This window comes from Bacillus sp. 22475 (genome assembly GCF_052044835.1).
In the GTDB taxonomy this organism is placed as follows: domain Bacteria; phylum Bacillota; class Bacilli; order Bacillales; family Bacillaceae_G; genus Bacillus_A; species Bacillus_A cereus.
The window spans coordinates 1-20307 of sequence record NZ_JBQENW010000038.1 but is presented as its reverse complement, the minus strand read 5'-3'; the positions used below and the strand labels follow the sequence as shown (position 1 = coordinate 20307).

The window sequence follows — 20307 nt, the reverse complement described above, 5'->3', positions numbered from 1 at the left end:
TAAGAAGGATGAATAGAATTTTACTGTGAATTTTTAAAAAAACGTATCAATTGATACGTTTTTTATTGTAATTCTAGTAAATATGAGGTACGATTTGAAAGGGGAAAGAATTTTAATGCATATTAGCTTTCAAAATAGGGAGACAAAAAAGCACACTAATTTTACAATCGGAGAGATTGAGCAATACATATTAGAGTTTAAAAAATTAATTAAAAATAATCGATTTACGGTTTCTCGAAATGAAAAAAGGAAAGAGAATAGTGAATTTTTAGAGGCTAATGAGATAAACGCTAGTAAAGTGAAAGAGATTCTTCTTAATATAGGAGTACGTGATTTTTGTTATGCAGTTGATAATAAAAATCCAAATTTTGCTCATGAAAAATTGTATATCTTTTGTCCACAATATGAGTTAGATAATTGGGGACAAAAGAAGTCGGTAGACATATATATTAAGATGAATCTAATTGAAAATAAGGACAGGAACAAATACATGATTGTTGTTTCTTTTCATAAAAGGAATAAACCAGTCACTTATCTTTTTAGGTAAAGATAAGTGACTAATGGTTTTAGAATGAGGGAGGATTTTTATGTTGGTTTTATGTGAGTTTTGTCGAGATATGGTAAAGTATTCTACTAAAGATGTTTCAAAAGTGACAGTCATTAGAGGGAAGCAATATCATTATGTAGGTAAAGAAGCAAATTGCGAGGAGTGTAAATCTGAAATATTTGTTCCTAACATTCATGATTATAATTTAGAACAATTAGATCATGCCTATAGACAACAGGAACAGTTAGTTACTATTTCTGAAATAAGAGAGGTTTTAGAAAAATATAAGATTGGAAAACGTCCATTGTCTTTACTTTTAGGTTGGGGAGAGGTTACCCTAACAAGGTATGTAAATGGAGATATTCCGACAAAGCAGTACTCGGATATATTGAAAAGATTAGGTAGAGATGAATCTTTTATGCTAGATATTTTGGAAAGAAATAAAGATTTAATTACTCAAAAAGCATATAGGGTCTCTAAAGAAGCAATCGCAAAGCTACAGGAAAATGATGATATTCCTTCTACGCAGACTACGAAAATCGAGGAAGTTGCTAACTATTTGCTATATAAAAATGATGATATTACTCCTTTAGCTCTTCAAAAGCTGTTATACTATGCGCAAGGATTTTGTAAGGTGTTTACTGGGACATATTTATTTGAAGATGATTGTGAAGTAGGAAGTCATGGACCGGTATATCGAGTTATTTTTAATAAATATAAAGTATATCAGTACGACAATCTTGAAGTTAATTATGATAGTACAACTCAGTTAACTCAGATAGAAAAGCAACTATTAGATTGTGTAGTTGATACTTTAGGCTGTTATAGTGGGAAGACTTTAAAGAAAATGATTCTATTTGACTTACCATGGGCAGTAGCTGATCTAGAATTAGAAGATAATAATTCTGGTAAACCTATCATGGAAAAAGGGGAGATAGATAATTGTTTTAATACAATGAAACAGGCATATAATTTAGTTGCTATTACTGATATTAAACAATATTGCATAAGAGTATTTGACAATATAAGTAATTAAATATTGTAACTATATCATTTTTAATATGATTGATACATACATTTTATTTACTGTTAATCAGACCTCTGTAAAGGTATTAAAAGATAGTACTAATTACAAAATATTAGGAGTGCAGAATATAAACACTTTTAACACGATGTAAATATGCATATTAAATAAAAAGTAAAGTGAATTGATACATTATATGGTAAAATGATATATGTGAATATGCCTTATGAAGTAAATTTTATGCTTTGGACCTTTAGCTCAGCTGGTTAGAGCAAACGGCTCATAACCGTTCGGTCGTAGGTTCGAGTCCTACAAGGTCCACTTATAAACAAGGAGAAAGCACTCAAATGAGTGCTTTCTCCTTGTTTATAATAAATAAAGGGGATTGTGACATGAAAATAATTGATTTAGAGACAGAAAGAAAAAAGAAGGGGAAATTGAATTTAAAGTAGTGGGAAAGAAAGTTGTTCCACAATCCATGTTAGAGAATTAAACTACTTTCAATTCTTATAGGCTGTAAGGTCGTTAAGTGGGAGATTTCTAAGTACGGAAACTTCGTGGATTCTAATTGATTATGCTATCCCTGTAGTTCCTAAGGTTAAAAGATAAATTTCTTTTGTGTTGTATAAAAAATTTACACATTTGTATCTCAAAATATTTGATTTATTTACCTTAGGAAAATTTAAAACAAAAATTAGAATAGAACTAAAAGAAAACAAATTAAAGGAATATGAAAACATCTTCTCATTTTTCATTATAATTGTGAATGAAAAATAAGAAGATGTTTTTTAGAATTCATTGCCTTGAAAAATAGATATTAATGGTAAAGGGAATTTACTTTAATTCCATAGTTGTGGAAACCTTAAAGTAGAAATTTAATGTTTTTTGTAAAAAATAATTGACTTTCAATCCGGTTGTAACTAATGTGGTTACATAAGGCGTAACTTATATAGTTACAACAACTTCCTGTTTTAAGAAAAATATTTATATATTTAATTAAAGGTAGCAGTCTATAGGTTATCGTCTAATGCAGAGAATTACTATTATATTAACAACTATGCATATTCTGAACGGTAGTATTTTCTGCTTTAGAGCAATAATGTGCAGTGTTATCTTTTATGAATAATTTTAGTTGATCTTTTTTTGGAAGGATTAGTTTTTGGGGAAAATAATAAGGTTGCTAAAAAAGATGCACTTTTACAAACCCAAAAGCTAGCTAAGAATTTTTAATTGATAGCTGGACTAGCTAATAAAAATAAAGGTAGGAGATTTAAATGGAGAAAAAACAAGATAACCTTATATACGTATGGGACGCATATTGTGGATGGTGCTATGGTTTTTCAGAAAGCATTAAAGGATTTTACAAAGAACACACTGAAATGCCGTTAACAGATTTATGTGGTGGATTATTTTTAGATGATCTACCAATAAAAAATCTCTCATATATAGAAGAGGGAAATAAAAGAATTAATCAACTTACAGGTGCAGAATTTGGTCCTTCCTATCAAAAATTGGTGGAAGAAGGTACTTTTAAAATGAATTCGAAAGATGCTGCAATTGGATTTTCAGCTTTACGTTCATTAGCGCTAGACCGTTTGTTAGAATTTACGTCTGCTATGCAAAAAGCATTTTATTATGATGGACAAAGCCTAAGTGATCCTGAGACATATCGTAAGATTGCGATTGAGCATGGTTTGGACCCTGATCAAGTAATAGAGCGTTTAAATGCGCAAGAAACAATTGTAGATGTCCAAAATGATTTCAATAAGGTTCAACAGCTTGGGGTTAATAGCTATCCTTCATTACTTTTACAAAAGGATAATCAAATTATTCCTATTGGTGGTGGAGTAATGACGCCAGATAAAATTGAAGCACGTTTTAAAAATTTATACTAAGAATATTTAAGCTATAGTAGCAAATATGTTAGCTTACGCCAGCCGACATACATCTCCGATCTATTTGCTGGTGCGATGAATCTTTCAAGAGAATTGAAGAGGGGTCTTCTGTCGGAACAAAATAAAAATGTGTTATCTATTCAATAACTATAACAAAAGGAGAATAACATCTATGTTTAAAACAATCGATACAAATCAAAAAGATGTGAAATTAACGGTGTTTAGTTCGGACGAAAAAAGTTTTATGGTCACTGCAACCTTAGTTGAGAAAGCAGGACATGCATTTTTAATAAACTCGAAATTTACTCAATCTGATTCAAAAGAAATTGTGAATTATTTGAAAAACAATAATTTATCTCTGGATAAAATCTTTATTATCCATGGGGATCCTGATTACTATTTCGGGTTAGAAAGTATGAAAGTTGCATACCCAGAAGCTATAGCATATGCAACAGAGTCTACTGTTGAACATATTGTTCATTCTGTATTAGGAAAATTAAAAGTTTGGAAAGGCGCACTTGGAGAAAATGCACCAAGTAATGTGGTATTACCTCAAGTGTTTAATGAAAAAACGATTGATTTTCAAGGACTAACATTAGAACTTGTAGGCTTAGATCATTACAGAACTAGCTTATTTAATAAAGAACTGAAAGTATTAATTGGAGGAATAGATGTATTTAACGAAATCCATCTATTCTTAGCAGATACTAGCTCAAAAGCAGCAATGGAGGCATGGATTGAGAACTTAAAAGTATTACAAGCATTACATGCTGACATAATTGTACCAAGTCATGGATCAATCGAAAAATCATTAGATAATCAAGCAATTAATGCAACCATGGATTATCTAAGAACAGCAATGCAAGCTTCTGAGGAAAGTAAAACTTCAAAAGATTTTGTAGCAATACTTGAAGCAGCATATCCAGGCTATGCAAATAAAGGTGTATTAGAATTAAGTGCAAAAGTTGTAACAAAAGAAATGCCTTGGGGTTAATGCTATGAATAAATATCAAAAACTATTACATGAAACGTATGTGTTAACAGGCCAGGGAAAAATGGATGCTTTCAAAACGTATTTAAGTGAAAATGTATCTTGGACAGAAGCTGCTGGGTTTCCATATGCAGGCACTTATATAGGTCCTGATGTAGTAGTGAAAAACGTACATGAACGTCTTGGAACTGAATGGGATAACTATAGCGCTAAAGATGAAATTTATGCTTTTAATAACAATACTGTTATCGTATATGGAAAATATAGTGGAACATATAAAACAACAGGGAAATCATTTGTGGCAGATTTTTGTCATCTTTATGAGTTTGATGAAAACGATAAGGTTAAGAAGTTTATTCAAATTGTGGACAGTGCAACTGTTAATGAGGTATTAAGTTAGGGTTACTAGTTTCTAATATGTCTCGTATAAGGAGTATTGGTAGGATAGATGGATTTTATTTTCCTAACAATATTTCTTACATCAGATTCTGGGAAAGATTTTTCCTTTATCAAGCGTGTTATCGAAGATGAATTATAAAATTAGAAGAGGTAGGTATATATGAAATTAGAGAAAAATTTAATAATAATAATTATTTTTATGTTTATTTTAGGAATTGTGTCGACTTTAATATTTCAAGCTTCAACTGGTAATACCAAAGCTCACTCAGTAAAGAGTGAGAATGTTGAACCAGTATCGAAAGATAAAGTGACAGAAAAAGAAAAGAATAAAAAAATGGTAGTTTATTTCTATAATGAAGTTTTTAATAAACATAATATCGATATTATCCCTAATTATGTAAGTGAAGATTATCAGCAACATAATTCTTTTGTTGCTGATGGACGAAAAGCCTTCATGGATTTCTTTAAGGAGGATTTTGTTAAGAACCCTAATTCTTCTGCAGAAATTAAACGTGTAGTAGCTGAAGGAGATACAGTTGCTCTTCATGTACATTCTCGTGCTAACTCTCAAGGTAAGGGAGTTGCTATAGTGGATATTTTCCGCATAAAGGATGGAAAGATTGTCGAACACTGGGATGTAATTCAAGAGATTCCAAATGAGGCAGCTAATAGCAATACGATGTTTTAGGTAGAAGATATATCTAATTATTGTTTAAGTGATAGAGGTGTATAGAATTTAGAAATTTAGAGAAATTATGTATATATGATTAAAATGAAGGGGTGTCCTAGTAGATATGGTACTAGGACATCTTTTTTTGCTTGAAAGAGATTTGTTTAAATTAAAGGTTTGTTATTAGATTATTAAAATGAAATTGTATGTTTATAAAAGTCTTGTTTCTTTAATTTTTTAAACATACATTGTAATGCTGGTGATTTGTCTATTTCTAAAAAGTATTCAATCATCTTTTTATATGGGGAATTGTGGATGTAAAAAACGCAATTGAAAAAGGAATTTGAATGATTTTGTCGAATTTATTTAATATGGTACTTTTACATTTATATGGTACTTTTACATTTTTCAATACATGAGTTTCCAAGAAAAGTGAGATGGTATGAAGGGTGACTTTGTTCTAGTCAAAAAATTAATGATTAACGTGTTTTAAAAATGTTTATTAGTATGCTTTCCAATATTAATTTAAAGAATAAAAAAGAAATGGACAAAGTCTTATATTAATTCTGTAAAGAATCATATATTTCCATCGGGGGTATATTAATAGTAAGTAAATCTAAAATACCCTCGAATTATATTACAACAAAAGTAATTTGAGGGTATTTTTGAATTTGTTATCCTTTATTACAAATATATCCCAAGTAAATAAGTACTTATGTTGTGTAACGAAAGCAAAAAAAGTTACTTATTTTGACAAAAAAATCAAAAAATTATAAAATATAGGTGAGATTTACAACAAGGAAAGATAATTTTTATTTGAGTGAAGTATTTAACACTCCCGCCCTTAAAGGGGCCAGCTGACATACTTCAGTGGGATTCTTGCTACAAAAAGGCGAATTCCATTTTTTGTATCGCTGACGTGTAAGATTGTGGTGTGCTAGCACCACTCCCAAAACAGACCATATAGGTTTGTGGGCTACGGTACTGTGAACATACTGTATTGATTGTTGGTTCTCTAATGTTTTTACGTCTTTTGCATAGCTATGAATAAAGTATACTATGTATTGCTATGCAAAAACGATGCGTTCATCCCACGCCTAAAGACGGACTAAAGTCCTATATATGCTTTCCTGTATCGTAAATTCTGTAATCATGCTGAATGTAGATTTAATATTCAGTAGTATAATTTTTTTATTTAATAAATGGGAAAACATTCTATAACTTTAAATTTGTGTATTTTTACAGGTGTGGCGTGAAGTTTACAGATTGGTCGGATGTGGTATTAATGGCTAAAGAATCTATAGCTATGTTTGTATGCGTTTTCGTATTAAAAAAGAAAGGTGTAGATATTGCTTATGGAAAATTTATATCAATCTTGTGATTTTTATATGTTAAGAACACCAATACTGCCTGTTGAATTTTATAAAAGCATTTGTTTTTCTAATGATGTTGACTTAAAGGTAGAACTCAAAAAAATATTGGAGAAAAAAGAAATTAGAGAAGCAATTCAGATTGGAAGTATAAATTTGTTTAATAATTTAGATAGAATCAACAATAAGGTATCTAGTTCCGTAATCAAATATTTAATTAGAATGTCTACTCGTACAACACCTTATGGGTTATTTTCAGGAGTAGACATCGGACACTTTGATACTTATTCAAATATACAACTTGATGAAATAAAAAGTTTTAAGAAACGAATGCGACCGGATATGGGATGGGTGTATGGGGTCATCAATAGTATCGAGCATAATAGGATGTTCTTTAAATCTATTAAGGTGAAAAATAATGAACTAGTATATCAAAAAGGCGATAGATTAGAGAATCCATATGTAAGTAATGTAGGAATGATTAACCACAAAAGTGGTGATTTAACGGCTTCAATACGTTGGTCGGATGTGCTACAAATAGTAATGAAAAATACTCAAAAGTTTATTGGGATTGAAGATCTAGTAAGTATAATATCAAGTAAATACCCTCATGTTAACAAAGATAAAATTTATAACTATTTAGAAGAACTAGTTCGTTATGATTATTTGATTACTAACTTAAGACCACCATTAACGGATATTAACCCGTTTGAATATGTTATAAAACAAGTTAAAGAGATTGAGGGTTCAGATGATTTATATAATCAGTTGTTGATTATTTCCACTAAAATTAATAAGTATAATACACAAACTATCGGTGAAGGCATTTCATTATTATTTGATATTAAAAAAGAGATGAAAGAAATTTATGAAAATGAAAATTATTTACAAGTTGATACAAGGATTTTTACAAACCAAAACACACTTAATAAATGTGTAGGGAGAGATATGGAAAAGTATTGTAATATGCTACAGAGATTGGGGGTAAGTGGTTGGGAGAATAATTCCATAAAGGCATATAAAGAGGAATTTATAGAAAAATACGGAATGGATATAGAGGTGCAACTTTTAGAATTATTAGATGAAGATATTGGTTTAGGAGCTCCAGCTGGTTACTTAAATCCAGTATCATATAAGAATTATGTACCTGAAATACCAAATGCAGAGGTAAAAAAGATTACAGAATTTATCGAACATAGAATCATTGAAGCTAATGCAATTCAGAATGAGATTATTAAATTAACTGACGAAGATATAAGTGAAATGGTGGGAGATAGTGATATACCAAAAGAAGAAGAATTTGCACCTTCAGTAGAATTTAATATTATAGTCTCAGCACAGAGTTGTGAAGAAATAGATAAAGGCAACTATCTATTATTTATTGGTCCTAACTTCGGATCTAATAAAGCTGGTAAGTCATTTGGAAGGTTTCTAGATATTTTGGATGAGGATGAAGCGCAGTGGATTAAAGCAGAAATATATAATAAAGAAAAAGAATCTATTAATGATGAATATATAATGGTTGAATTATCGGAATGTTTGCAACATGGAAGAGGAAATAATGTTACAATTAATAGTAATAATGTGGAGTATGAATTATGTATAGCAACAAATCCAATAAATACAAAAGAAAAAATAGATATTACAGATTTATACGTAGGAATAAGTGGAGATAAATTCTATGTGAAGTCAAGAAGTTTAAATAAAAAGCTTTATATTACTTCTCATCATATGATGACTCCTATGAATGGAAGCAATATAGGAAGGTTTTTAAAAGATATTACTTTTGGGTATCACTTGAATTTACTAGATATAGCATTAATGTTTCAAATTGGGAAATTCGATCATGTACCTAGGATAATGTATGATAATATTGTGCTAATACCCTCATCATGGAAGATAAAAAAAGAGAAACTTAATTTAAGTTCCTACGAAGAATTTGAATTGAGTTTTAAGAGTTGGAGAGAAAAGAATAAAATTCCGCGCTATGTTTATCAAAAAGAAAATGATAATCGATTACTGTTTGATTTATGTAGCCATACACATATAACGGAATTATTTCATATCATTAAAAAACATAATGATGATGTACTTCTAACAGAAACGGAAATGAATCAAGATATTAATAATCTAATTGTTAAAGATAAGAATTCACAAAGGTATTGTTGTGAATTGACAATTCCATTAATTAGAAAAAGTGTAATTTCGAAAGAGGATAAAGTAGAAAATCATGTTATTGAGTCGATTCAAACGCAATCTAATATATCACGTAATAGGAGTAAATTTAGTATTCAAGAGAAAAGTAGGGATTTACTACCTGGAAATGAAGGGTGGTATTATTATAAATTATATACGCCTAAAATTAGGATGGACGAATTAATCGGGGATTATTTGTCTGATTTTTGCGAAATGTTAGTTGAGAGAAAATTAATATCCAAATATTTTTTCTTAAGATATGCTGACCCAAAGGTACATATTCGACTAAGAGTACAAGTTATTGGTGAAAATGACTTTTTAGTACAGACATATTTAAAGGAATTTATTAAAAATCTAAATAATAAAGGTCTGGTGAACTCTTTACAGATTGAAAATTATGTTAGAGAACTTGAAAGATATGGCGGTGCTGAAATCATACAGAGTGCAGAAGATTATTTTTATGCTGATAGTATGTATGTTGGGCAACTTATTAAATTAATTAGAGAAAAAAAGATAGAGTATGAAGATGAAAAGGTTGCCATTATAAGTATTATTTCAATAATGGAACAATTTAATGTTACATTTGAGGATCAAGAAAAATTATTTTCAAAAATAATAAATCGGAACGAATATCGAGATCAGTATAGAAAGCATAGAAAAGAATACATGCAATTCGCAAACTGGGAAGCTTTTTGCAACAAACAGTTAGTAGAAGGTAATTTGTCTGAATTGATAAGAAAAAAACAAGAAAAAACTTTTATGTATAGACAGTCTGTCGATAACTTAGACCAAAGAGGTATGCTTTGCAATAGTAAACAATCTATTTTATTAAGCATTATTCATATGTTTTGTAACAGATTTAAAGGTGATACGGAATGGGAAAGGTTAATTATGGCGTTAGTTGCACATAGTTTATATGATTTAAAAGCCTTTAAAAATTCCGTACAGAAGAAAAAAACTGTAGTTGGTTCTCATGGTTAAAATAAAGAATCATTTTAATTTATTAAAAAGAAATTTGAAGGTTTTTAATCGAGTTTTAAAGATTTTATTGCAGTGTAATTCTAAATATATAGCACTTAACCTATTGGTTATGCTTGTTAGTAGCTTAATACCGGTGACATTAATTACAATTATGAGGTATTTAATTAATTCTTTACAAACTCTTAATGTGAACTTATATGCTACTCTTTCCCTTGCTATATTTTATGTATTAGTAGATTTGATAAACACTTTAATTGTGAAGATAGATAGCTATTATGGAGAAAAATTTAGTCTTAAGTTTGCTGGAGAATTGAAGATGATGATTTTAAAAAAAACAAAAGGATTGTCTTTAAAACAATTTGAGGATCCTACTATTTACAATGTTATTCAACGTGCTGAGCAAGGAAGCGAAGGAACACTTTTTTCTTATTATACTACATACATTAATGTGATACAGAAAGTTATTACATTAGTCAGTGTATCGATTGTCCTTATTTTATGGAAGTGGTGGATAGTTTTACTCATCTCTTTAATTCCTATAATTACATCTTTAAAAATGCTTAAAATCAATGAAGAACAATATGTTATTCGGAGAAATAGAACTGGTAAAGATAGAATGCTATGGTATGTTGGATACTTGCTAACCAAGGATATAGCATTCAAAGAAATCAAACTGAATAACCTCAATTCATATTTTGTTAAAAAATATAAAGAGGTATACTCGTTTGTAGTAAATTCTGAAATGCCTATTATAAAGAAGCGGTTTAAATTTGGTGTTTTATTTGGAGTACTGGATCAAATTATGTTGGGGTTCATTTTTCTTTTAATTGTAATAGATACATTTTTTAAAAAAATAATGCTTGGAGATACAATGGCTTATATTAATAGTGTATCTAAAGTAAAAGAAAGTGTAACCGCTCTTTTAAATAATATAGTTTCAATTTATAAAGAAAGCCTGTATATTAGCCAGTTATTTGAGTTTCTTGATTTACCACCAAATTATGATCCGAAAAGAACATATAAATTAGAAGATATCCATTCTATTGAGATAAAGAATTTAAGCTATAAATATAAAGATAATCAAAACTTTGTTTTACAAAATATTAACTTATCTATTTCTTCAAACCAATTAATAGGTATTGTCGGAAAAAATGGTTCTGGTAAAACAACACTAATTAGAATTTTATCAGGTTTTTATGATGATTATGAAGGGGAAGTATTCATTAATAACATCAACTTGAAACTCATAGATAAAAGTTCTTTAAGGAAATTAACATCTGTATTATTCCAAGACTTCTCTAGATACGAAATGACAGTTAGAGAAAATATTGGAGTTGGAAACTTAGATCAAATAAATAATGATGATAAATTGAATGAAAGTATTGAAATGACAGGATTTAATAAGGTTTTAAATCAAGGACTTGATACGCAGTTAGGTAATTGGTTTGATGATGGAACTCAATTATCTGGTGGGGAATGGCAAAAAATTGCTATAAGTAGAACACTCTTAAAAAATTCGAAATTCCTTATACTGGATGAACCGACAGCGGCACTGGATCCAATATCAGAAATTCAATTATTTAAAAATATTCAAGAAGTTTTGTCTGAAAAAATCTCTATCATTATTACACATAGAATAACAGATATAGAGAAACTAGCAGATAAAATAATTATTCTTGAAGAAGGTAAAATCGTTGATAGTGGAAATCATACTGATTTAATGGATAATTCAGAATTATACCAGAGGATGTATAATAAATCCGCTCACGGAATCATTAATGTCTAGGGAAATGAGAAAATATAGGAGTAATAAGTGTACTATAGGTTTACGCGTAGTTATTATTGACTATGCGTAAACTTAAAAGGCTAATTTCTTATACCTTATATGATTAAAACAAAAAGTTATTTTTTCCAGTTTATCTTAAAGGAGAAAGAAAATATGATAAAAGATATAAAAGTTAAAAATAAATTATTGGAAGATATAATAGATAAGTATATTAGCAAAATTGTAGAAGATGGTGAAAAAAATGTTGGGTTTGAAGAAACCTGTGCGACACTTCTAGTTCTAGGAGAAGGATATGATATTTTTGCTAATAAGATAGATATAGATGAAATTATATATCAAAATATGTTGAAAATTAAAGGGGTCATAACAAGTGGTGAATTATATGATAGACCATCACTTTATAGTGGATTAACAGAAGTTGCTCTTTCAATATATACAGTATATAAGAAAACAGGTTATTATAAGAAGTTTTTAGATAAAATAAATCAGTTGTTAATAGAATGGACTGAAAGGTATCTAAAATATATTGACGTTAAGAATAATATAAGTACTGAGTACTTTGATGCTATTTATGGTATTTCTGGTATTACAAAGTATTTATTATTATTTACAGAAGAAGAAAAAATGAATAATTTATCTGTTAAATTACTTAATATCCTTGTTTATATGAGTGGATACAAGAAGGATGGAGAATTACTACTTCCTAGGTGGCATATAAAGAATGAAAATTTACGAGTGGAAAGAGATAGAGTGAATTATCCTACAGGATATTTGAATTTTGGTGTAGCTCATGGTATTGCAGGTCCTTTAATGGTATTGGGAGAATCCTATAAAAAAGGTATTATTGTAGAAAATCATTTAAACGCAATTGCTAACATTGTAAATGAATATAAAAGATGTGTTTATGAATTAAACGGTTCTACTTATTGGCCAAATATGCTTAGTCCAGAGCAGTTCCTCGATAACCAAAACAATTTTCATAAAGAAGTAAATAATGAAAGTTGGTGCTATGGGGCGATTGGTATTGCAAAAGTTTTACTTAATACAGGGATTTGTATAGAGGATCACAAACTAATTAATTGGGCACTTAGTATTATTGAACAAAAATCACAGTTAGAGATAAAAGAATTACTACTTAATTCACCTACACTATGTCATGGGTATGCAGGAGTGCTAAGTATATTAAAGAGTACCTATAATGTACAAGCAAGTAGCATTTTAAAACAAGGGATGGATAAAATTGAAAAACAAATTATAAATATGTATGATGAAAATTCTCAATATGGTTTTTGGAATATAGAATCTTCAAAGAATATAGGGGAGATTAGGGAGGACAAAAATACATTTCTTGATGGAACAGCAGGTATTATTTTAGCACTTTTATACGCTAATGAATGTATTGGAGACACTTTTATGAATAAATTAGTAATTTGAATTTGATTGATAGAAAAGTTTTTTAGGAGTTTGTTATAATGATAGGTTTATAGAAATGAAGGGGATTATAGGTGAAAAAAAATATATTTATGTTCAAAGTAATAGACAATGAGCTTTCAAAAATACTTCATAAGTATTTTGAAAAAGTTCAAATTGATACTCTAACTGGAAATATGACTTTCTATAAAGCTGTGACAATGAATATGGTAATAGCTGAATGTTACAGATTTATAGAATCGAAGTCAATAGCAGATGAATTAATTTACAATAATATGAAAATTATTCGAAAAGGATTAATGGAAAATACTTTAATAGGTGAAATGGCTCTGTTTGGAGGGTTAACAGAAGTTGCTCTATCTGTTTACACAGTAAATAAACATACAGGTAATTATGAGAAGTTTTTGGAAAAAATCAATATGCTTTTAACAAGTGAGCTTCTTTCTAAAATGGATAATTTAAATAAAAAGATTCAAAGTTTAGAAGAAGTTGACTATGATGTGATATCTGGTTTATCTGGTGTTACTAGTTATCTATTATTATTAGGAAGGTATGAAGAAATAACTAAGAGGGCATTAGAACTTTTGGTACATATTTGTTCTTATAAAAATATTAATGGTAATGTTATACCAAATTGGCATATTCACCAAAAAAATTTAGATATAGAGAACAGGACTAATTACCCTAATGGTTATATAAATCTTGGATTGGCACATGGTATTGCAGGGCCACTTGTGATTTTAAGTAAGGCTTATAAAAATGGCATTATTGTAAAGGGGCAGAAAGAGGCTATATTAAATATAATAAATTTATATAATAAATATTCTATTAGAAGTGAAGGATATACTTATTGGCCAATGATATTATCTTTTGAGGAATATTTATCTGAAGTAAAAGAAAAGACGAATGTTAGAGACGGTTGGTGTTACGGAGGCATAGGTATTGCAAGGGCAATTTTTATAGCCTCTAATGCATTAATGGATAATAAAATGCAAGAGTGGGCTTATAAAATTATAGAAGAAAGAGCAAAAATGGGTATAGAAGAGTATAATTTGATTTCTCCTACATTATGCCATGGATATGCAGGAGTGTTATCAATATTAGCTAACACTATAAGGGAAAAGGAAGAATCGCTTTTAATAAAACAGAGAATAGATCATATTAGAAAAAAAATTATAAGCATGTTTGATGAAGCATCTAAATATGGATTTATTGATGTTGAATTGAGAATGGATAATGGGAAATATATACTAGACAAACAGGATACATACCTATTTATTAGTGGCGCAAGTGGTATTATACTGGCACTGTTATCCTTATATCATGAAAGTACATCATTAGATACGCATTTATTGATTTAAATAGAATTTATCAATAAAATAATGTAAATATTCATAAAATCCATGTAAAAAAATTTGATTTGGTGATTTCTCACCAGGGGAGGAGTACCTATGGATATTATTTATGATAGTAGTACATTTGATTTAATTAATCATAAGGAACTTTGTTTAGACTTGAACCAATTAGCATATTTAAAACGTATGACAAAATACATTACCAACATATCAAACGATATTTATAAAAATATTGTAACAAAATCTCTCGATTTAAAGATTGAGGATGTGTTAGATGCCCTTGAAGCTTTGGAGAAAATTCAACCTATAACAATTTCAGCTATCATTATATGTATGAATGAAGAAAAGTATATAAAGAAATGCATCGAAAGTATTCAGTCATGTCAATTTGATGAAATTATTGTTGTAGACACAGGATCAACGGATAGTACAATTGATATTTTGCAGTCACTTCAAGAACAGATTCCACAATTAAAAATTTACCATACAGAGTGGAAAAATGACTTCTCTCAAGTAAGAAACTATGGGCTAAAATTAGCAAAATCAGAGTGGGTATTTTTTATTGATGCTGATGAATACTATTTAAATCAAGAGGAACATAGTATCAAAGAAATAATTTCATTTTTCAGTATTTATTATAATGATGATTTATGTATGTGTCCAAATATCATAAATTCTAATAATCATGAATTATATAATAATCCGCGGATATTTAAAAGAATTGCTGGATATCAATATTATGGTAATGTTCATGAAATGCTCCGCAAAAATAAAAATTCATACGATTTTGTCCCTAATATAGGACTAAACATTAAGTTTGGACATGATGGTTACCGTAATGACATTTTTATAACTAAAAATAAAGAGAGTAGAAATGTGGATTTACTGATGAAATGTATAGAAATGGAGCCTAATAATCCACTTTGGAAATGTTATTTAGTAAGGGATGGGATGAGAAAACTAAGTACCAATTATATAATTCAACTTTGTGAAGAAACAATTAATTTGTGTGAAGCAAGGGGAAATTATTTCTTTACTTATTGTTATTATTGGGCACATACCTTATTAATAGACTTGTATATAAGTATGAAGGAAATTGAAAAAGCTGATCCTCTAATAAAGAACTTGCGAAAAAATAACGCAGGGTTAGATGAAACAGACATTTATTATAGAGAACAATTAATATATATGATTAAGATAGAAAAGGATCTAGAGATAAAATTAAATGAAGTAAAGAAATATAGAGAGAATCATTCGAAAACAAATGGATCGGCATTAAATACACATGGCTATCACTTAGATGATTTAATTATGCGTTTGAATTACTTCAATCATAATATGGATGAATATCATCAATATAAAAATTATCTTTATCAATTGAATTACTTAGTATAATTATTCTAGAGAGGATTATTTATCATGTCTATAATTAATGAGAAAGAAATTATTAAGGTAATAAGTGATGATGATAATAAAAAACTTATAAGTATATTTAACAACTATTTCAAATATATAGCATGTGATGATAATATAACATTTGAAAAATCTGTGACTAATAATATGCTTATTGGTTATGGATACAATATTTTTAAAGACAAGGTTTTTTGGGATGATATTTTGATGAAGAATATGAAAATTATTAGAGAGGAGATATTAAAAAATAAGTTAGGTAGAGAGGTGTTCCCTGATACAAAATTAATTGATACACTCTATTCTAGTTATTTTGTTTGGAGAAATACGGGTTATTTCGAAAAATTTATTTATTCTTTGAATCATTATCTTGTTGATTTGACGCATATTTATATCAAATATTTTTATGAGAATAAACATAATGTAGGATATAATTTCTTTTCCTTATCTTCAGGTTTGGCTAGCATATGTAATTATTTACTCGAATTTGGTTATGAATATCAATCAACAATCGAACAACTTCTCCAAATTTTTGTTTCTATAATTTATGAAGAGAATAGTAATAAAAGTAGAATCTATAAACAAATTGATATTTATGAAAAAACTTTAGATTTTAGTTTAAGTAATGGTATAGCCGGTATACTTTTAGTGATGGCTAAATCTTATAGTAAAAATATTGTCGTTTCAGGACAGATAGAATCTATAAAAAATATAATTCTTACATATCAGGAATATGCTAAACGTATAGATACAATCACTTATTGGCCTGGTTTATTGAAATTAGATAATAAAGAAGATTTGAAAAATATGTATAATATGAAAGAAACCTGGTCATATGGTGCTCTTTCGATTGCGCGGGTGTTATATTTAGTTGGAAAGTGCTTAAAGGATTATAAGTTAACGGATTGGGCAAATAAAATTATTATAGAGAAGAGCCGCATGTTTTTACCGGAGTTTATTGTGACAAATGGTTCATTATTAACTGGATATACAGGCTTGTTATGTATATTTGATGCAATGTATAGAGATGACGTCTCTATTAGGTATCTAAAAATGAATAATGAACTATTAAAAAAAGTTCTGGATTTGTATGCTAATAATCCAGAACCCAAATTTAAGTTTAAGAGAATAGAGTTGATATCTGGGAAAATTAATGAAGCAGAATACTTTCATGATAATACCATAAGAGAGGGATATACAGGTATACTCTTGTCATTACTATCAACCTTTTCAAATGTGAAAGACCTATTACATCCTTATATGGGTATACGATGATTTTGTTGAAAAGCATAATCTAAATTTATAATTATCATTTATAGTAGGGTATGTTATTACAGAATCACATTGTGTTATAATTATAATAGATTGAATCTTTTTACTTTTAAGGATGCAAATAATGATTCAAAGGAAAAGTAAAATTTGCATATAACCTAAAAAAGATTAATTTTCAGTAGAAAGGAAATGGATACAATGAATGAAAAAAATGGTTTTTTCAAAAAGTTATTTAAAAAGAGTTTTTTTATTGAATTAGATGAAGCATTAACTTATCCTTCTGCTCAAACCATATGTCAAGAAATAGAGAAATATGCTGCAGGATCTAAAGAAGAGCTACGTTTCGAAAGTAAAGTAAAGCCGGTAACTTTTTATTTAGATGATAAGTTGTATCGTGCTGAAATAAGCATGGCGCGTGGAGGTTATTACATATCTTGTAATGAGGTATAAGTGGGATAAGTGAATAGTTGGGAATATCATGTCCTAGATCCTAGACTATGGATATTAATATAGGAATTCAAAGGAAAAGAAATAGAGTTTCTGTTGAGATATCATTTATATTTTTCCTTTGTAAAAAATAAAGGGAATTTTATTGTGAAATAATACCTATAATAAATAATATATCATTATATTATTTAATTAGATTTGAATTGATGAGCTATAGTTTTTGTAATAGATAAAATTATATACTTCGTATTAAAAAATAATTAATACGAAGGAAATATGTCGATAAATTTTTTGAAAAATAAAACAAAACATAAATTGACATTTTTGGATAAAAATTCTATAATTTAATTGTATCATGATACAGTTAAATTATAGAAAAGGGGAATGGAAATGTCTAAATTTGATGAATTTGATCTTGATCTTCAATCAGTTAAATCGCAAGATACTCAAACACTAGCTGTTACTAACAACTGTACAACGGCTACAATTAATAGTTTGGCATATTGTACAAAAAACGGTCAATGGAACACTTGTTTATGTTCTACATGTTGTACAGGCTATACAGTTCCATGTGGCGGTTAATAATTTTTTCATCAAAGATAGATTACAAAAAAGAAGTTGTCCCAGAAGTTCGCTAAAAGCGAACTTTTGGAGACAACTTCTTTTTTTAATTAAGTAAATAAATCTATAATCATAAGTAAAACCCAAAAATAGTAAGTTAAATAGAAGATAAACTTAAATATAGATTAAAGAAATGGAGTTAATATTTAACGAAAAGCATAGAGTAATATACAAGCCAGAGAATATAGAATTAAGTAAAGCCTATAATGAATGCATTCTTCTTTTTAACCAAACGATAATATATTAGATATGAAAACCATTAAAGGAATTTATGAAAGTAGTTATTGTCTTGCAGAATTTATTTTATTAAAGTCTAATGGGGTGAAGTTAATAAATCATGGGAATTTAACTATGAATGGACAGAATGCAATATCTTTAATTTCTTTCAAAGAATTAGAAATGGCTTCAAGTGTAGCTGAAATACCTAGTGGAGTAAAACTGATACATGATCTGGCAGTATGGGAGAAAAGTAAGAAAGGAAGGACATTGTTATTGCGGTTTTAGATACGGGCTGCAATACTGATATAAAGACGTTATTCTTTCCTATGATTTCTCAGAAAGAATAACGCCTTTTTCATTTTAGAGAGTATTTTGTCTTGTTAGCTTGATAGCGATAGGGTAGCGCCATCAAAACGCAAATTTCGTACGCTAAGAGAATTTGGGAAGAGCTAAGGTTCTGATTCCCTTAAAGGACAAAACGAAAGAGAATTCCTAACAATAAAGTTGTTTTTACCTAGGAAAATTAATATGCTTTGAACTAAGAGGTAAGATATTTGCCAACCTTCTTCATACTTTTTGTAGCTGGATTTAAATACAAAATATTACAGAAGTAGAGACAACATTGATAATTAGATTTAGCCCACTGGTGCGTTATAACTAGTCTAATAGTAATCTTTCTCGAAGCTCACTGTATTATCGAAAAGAATTGCGCATGCTAATGCATTCATTGCTTATTCTTTAGTTTATTGAATATAATGATCCTATTTCTAAAATAGAAGGATGATAGGATCAATTACTTGTCATTATAAATTTAATTAAAAAACAATTGTACTAACAGCATGTAGATAATTGTTCCACCTGCTATTGAGAGAAGCATTTGTCTCTTCCATATGTGAAGTACTATTACTACTCCTACTGAAATTAATTCTGGGGCACCATGATTGCCGGATAATAAGTTTAGATCCTTAAAACAATAAATAACTAAAAGACTTATGACAGCTGAAGGTAGTACCCTACCGAGATACTGGACATATTGCGGAGTAGGTTTATCTGATGGGAACACTAAGAAGGGAAGGAACCTTGTAATCATTGTGCCTAAAACCACTATACCAACTGTTATAATAACTTGTTGCAGTAAACTCATTGTCACACGGAAACCTCCTCTACGTTCTCTATTGGTTTTTTTAGGATAGTAAGTACTAATAAAATCATAATCATTGCAGGAATGATGAAATTGTTTCCACCAAAAATAATTAGGCTAAATATCGATAATCCCAGTCCTACAAGAGTGCTATAATGCTTCTTCTCCCTCATCCACTGTTCAACAAAAATCACAACGAAAAGTGCTGTTATAACGAAATCTAGTCCTTTTGTATTGAAGTGTACAAAGGAACCAAAAATACCACCAATTGCGGCTCCTATACCCCAATACAAATGATTAAGCAGTGTCACGAAGAACATAAACCAACCCTTATCAACATCTTTTGGAATATCAACAGTAGAATTAATAGAAAAAGATTCATCACATAGTCCAAAAATAAGATAAAACTTTTTCTTTCCAGTTCCTTTATACTTACCTAGCATAGAAATACCTTGAACTACCCCCACTTTCACTTCGTTTAGAAGTGAGGGATTCCTAAGTAAAGAGTTCTATCGAACTCTAATTGATTAGGCTAACCCCGCAGTCCTTGCG

The 20307-nt window shown here is 29.0% G+C and carries 16 protein-coding genes, 1 tRNA gene and 1 pseudogene; 16 read left to right on the top strand and 2 right to left on the bottom strand.

Features of this window, described 5'->3' with window-relative positions; genetic code table 11:
• The first annotated feature begins 115 nt into the window (after positions 1-115).
• The 16 genes from ACTJJY_RS28990 to ACTJJY_RS28915 all read left to right on the top strand — a co-directional run bounded on the left by ACTJJY_RS28990 (position 116) and on the right by ACTJJY_RS28915 (position 18899).
• Complete coding sequence (locus ACTJJY_RS28990) at positions 116-547, top strand: hypothetical protein (protein WP_440607211.1); 432 nt, start codon at positions 116-118, stop codon at positions 545-547.
• Between the two features lie 40 nt (positions 548-587).
• A complete protein-coding gene (locus ACTJJY_RS28985; RefSeq protein ID WP_440607203.1) occupies positions 588-1583 on the top strand; it encodes a type II toxin-antitoxin system antitoxin SocA domain-containing protein in 996 nt (331 codons plus the stop codon).
• A 235-nt stretch (positions 1584-1818) separates the two neighbouring features.
• Positions 1819-1892, top strand: a tRNA-Ile gene (locus ACTJJY_RS28980).
• Between the two features lie 953 nt (positions 1893-2845).
• The gene (locus tag ACTJJY_RS28975) at positions 2846-3466 is read left to right on the top strand and encodes a DsbA family protein (protein ID WP_440607202.1); all 621 of its coding nucleotides are present in this window, start codon (positions 2846-2848) and stop codon (positions 3464-3466) included.
• A 172-nt stretch (positions 3467-3638) separates the two neighbouring features.
• On the top strand, positions 3639-4460 hold the full coding sequence (locus tag ACTJJY_RS28970; protein ID WP_440607201.1) for a cytoplasmic protein: 822 nt from the start codon (positions 3639-3641) through the stop codon (positions 4458-4460).
• Between the two features lie 4 nt (positions 4461-4464).
• Positions 4465-4857 (top strand): nuclear transport factor 2 family protein, encoded by a 393-nt coding sequence (locus tag ACTJJY_RS28965; RefSeq protein ID WP_440607200.1) that lies wholly within the window; start codon positions 4465-4467, stop codon positions 4855-4857.
• A gap of 159 nt (positions 4858-5016) precedes the next feature.
• Entirely contained in the window at positions 5017-5544 is a 528-nt protein-coding gene (locus ACTJJY_RS28960) for a nuclear transport factor 2 family protein (protein ID WP_440607199.1), read from the top strand.
• A gap of 1337 nt (positions 5545-6881) precedes the next feature.
• Positions 6882-10073, top strand: coding sequence for a lantibiotic dehydratase (locus ACTJJY_RS28955; protein ID WP_440607198.1), 3192 nt, complete (start codon positions 6882-6884; stop codon positions 10071-10073).
• The gene (locus tag ACTJJY_RS28950; protein WP_440607197.1) at positions 10066-11859 is read left to right on the top strand and encodes an ABC transporter ATP-binding protein; all 1794 of its coding nucleotides are present in this window, start codon (positions 10066-10068) and stop codon (positions 11857-11859) included. The genes ACTJJY_RS28955 and ACTJJY_RS28950 overlap by 8 nt, the downstream gene beginning before the upstream one ends.
• Before the next feature lie 153 nt (positions 11860-12012).
• Positions 12013-13293 (top strand): lanthionine synthetase C family protein, encoded by a 1281-nt coding sequence (locus ACTJJY_RS28945; RefSeq protein WP_440607196.1) that lies wholly within the window; start codon positions 12013-12015, stop codon positions 13291-13293.
• A 71-nt stretch (positions 13294-13364) separates the two neighbouring features.
• On the top strand, positions 13365-14651 hold the full coding sequence (locus ACTJJY_RS28940) for a lanthionine synthetase C family protein (protein ID WP_440607195.1): 1287 nt from the start codon (positions 13365-13367) through the stop codon (positions 14649-14651).
• 90 nt (positions 14652-14741) lie between these two features.
• A complete protein-coding gene (locus tag ACTJJY_RS28935) occupies positions 14742-16040 on the top strand; it encodes a glycosyltransferase family 2 protein (RefSeq protein WP_440607194.1) in 1299 nt (432 codons plus the stop codon).
• Between the two features lie 24 nt (positions 16041-16064).
• Positions 16065-17330: a lanthionine synthetase LanC family protein gene (locus tag ACTJJY_RS28930; protein WP_440607193.1), complete on the top strand. Its 1266-nt coding sequence runs from the start codon at positions 16065-16067 to the stop codon at positions 17328-17330.
• Between the two features lie 195 nt (positions 17331-17525).
• Positions 17526-17777, top strand: coding sequence for a DUF4318 domain-containing protein (locus ACTJJY_RS28925; RefSeq protein ID WP_088610635.1), 252 nt, complete (start codon positions 17526-17528; stop codon positions 17775-17777).
• Positions 17778-18158: 381 nt separating this feature from the next.
• A complete protein-coding gene (locus tag ACTJJY_RS28920) occupies positions 18159-18356 on the top strand; it encodes a hypothetical protein (protein WP_440607192.1) in 198 nt (65 codons plus the stop codon).
• Positions 18357-18644: 288 nt separating this feature from the next.
• The gene (locus tag ACTJJY_RS28915) at positions 18645-18899 is read left to right on the top strand and encodes a hypothetical protein (protein ID WP_440607191.1); all 255 of its coding nucleotides are present in this window, start codon (positions 18645-18647) and stop codon (positions 18897-18899) included.
• Between the two features lie 526 nt (positions 18900-19425).
• Here ACTJJY_RS28915 and ACTJJY_RS28910 read toward each other — a convergent pair.
• Together ACTJJY_RS28910 and ACTJJY_RS28905 are read right to left on the bottom strand one after the other, a co-directional pair.
• Positions 19426-19764 carry a branched-chain amino acid transporter permease gene (locus ACTJJY_RS28910; RefSeq protein WP_440607190.1) on the bottom strand — a complete coding sequence of 113 codons (339 nt, stop codon included), beginning with the start codon at positions 19762-19764 and terminating at the stop codon, positions 19426-19428.
• Positions 19761-20207 (bottom strand): annotated as a pseudogene (locus ACTJJY_RS28905) (AzlC family ABC transporter permease); the annotation flags it as partial. The gene ACTJJY_RS28910 and the pseudogene ACTJJY_RS28905, both read right to left, overlap by 4 nt.
• Between the last annotated feature and the right edge of the window lie 100 nt (positions 20208-20307).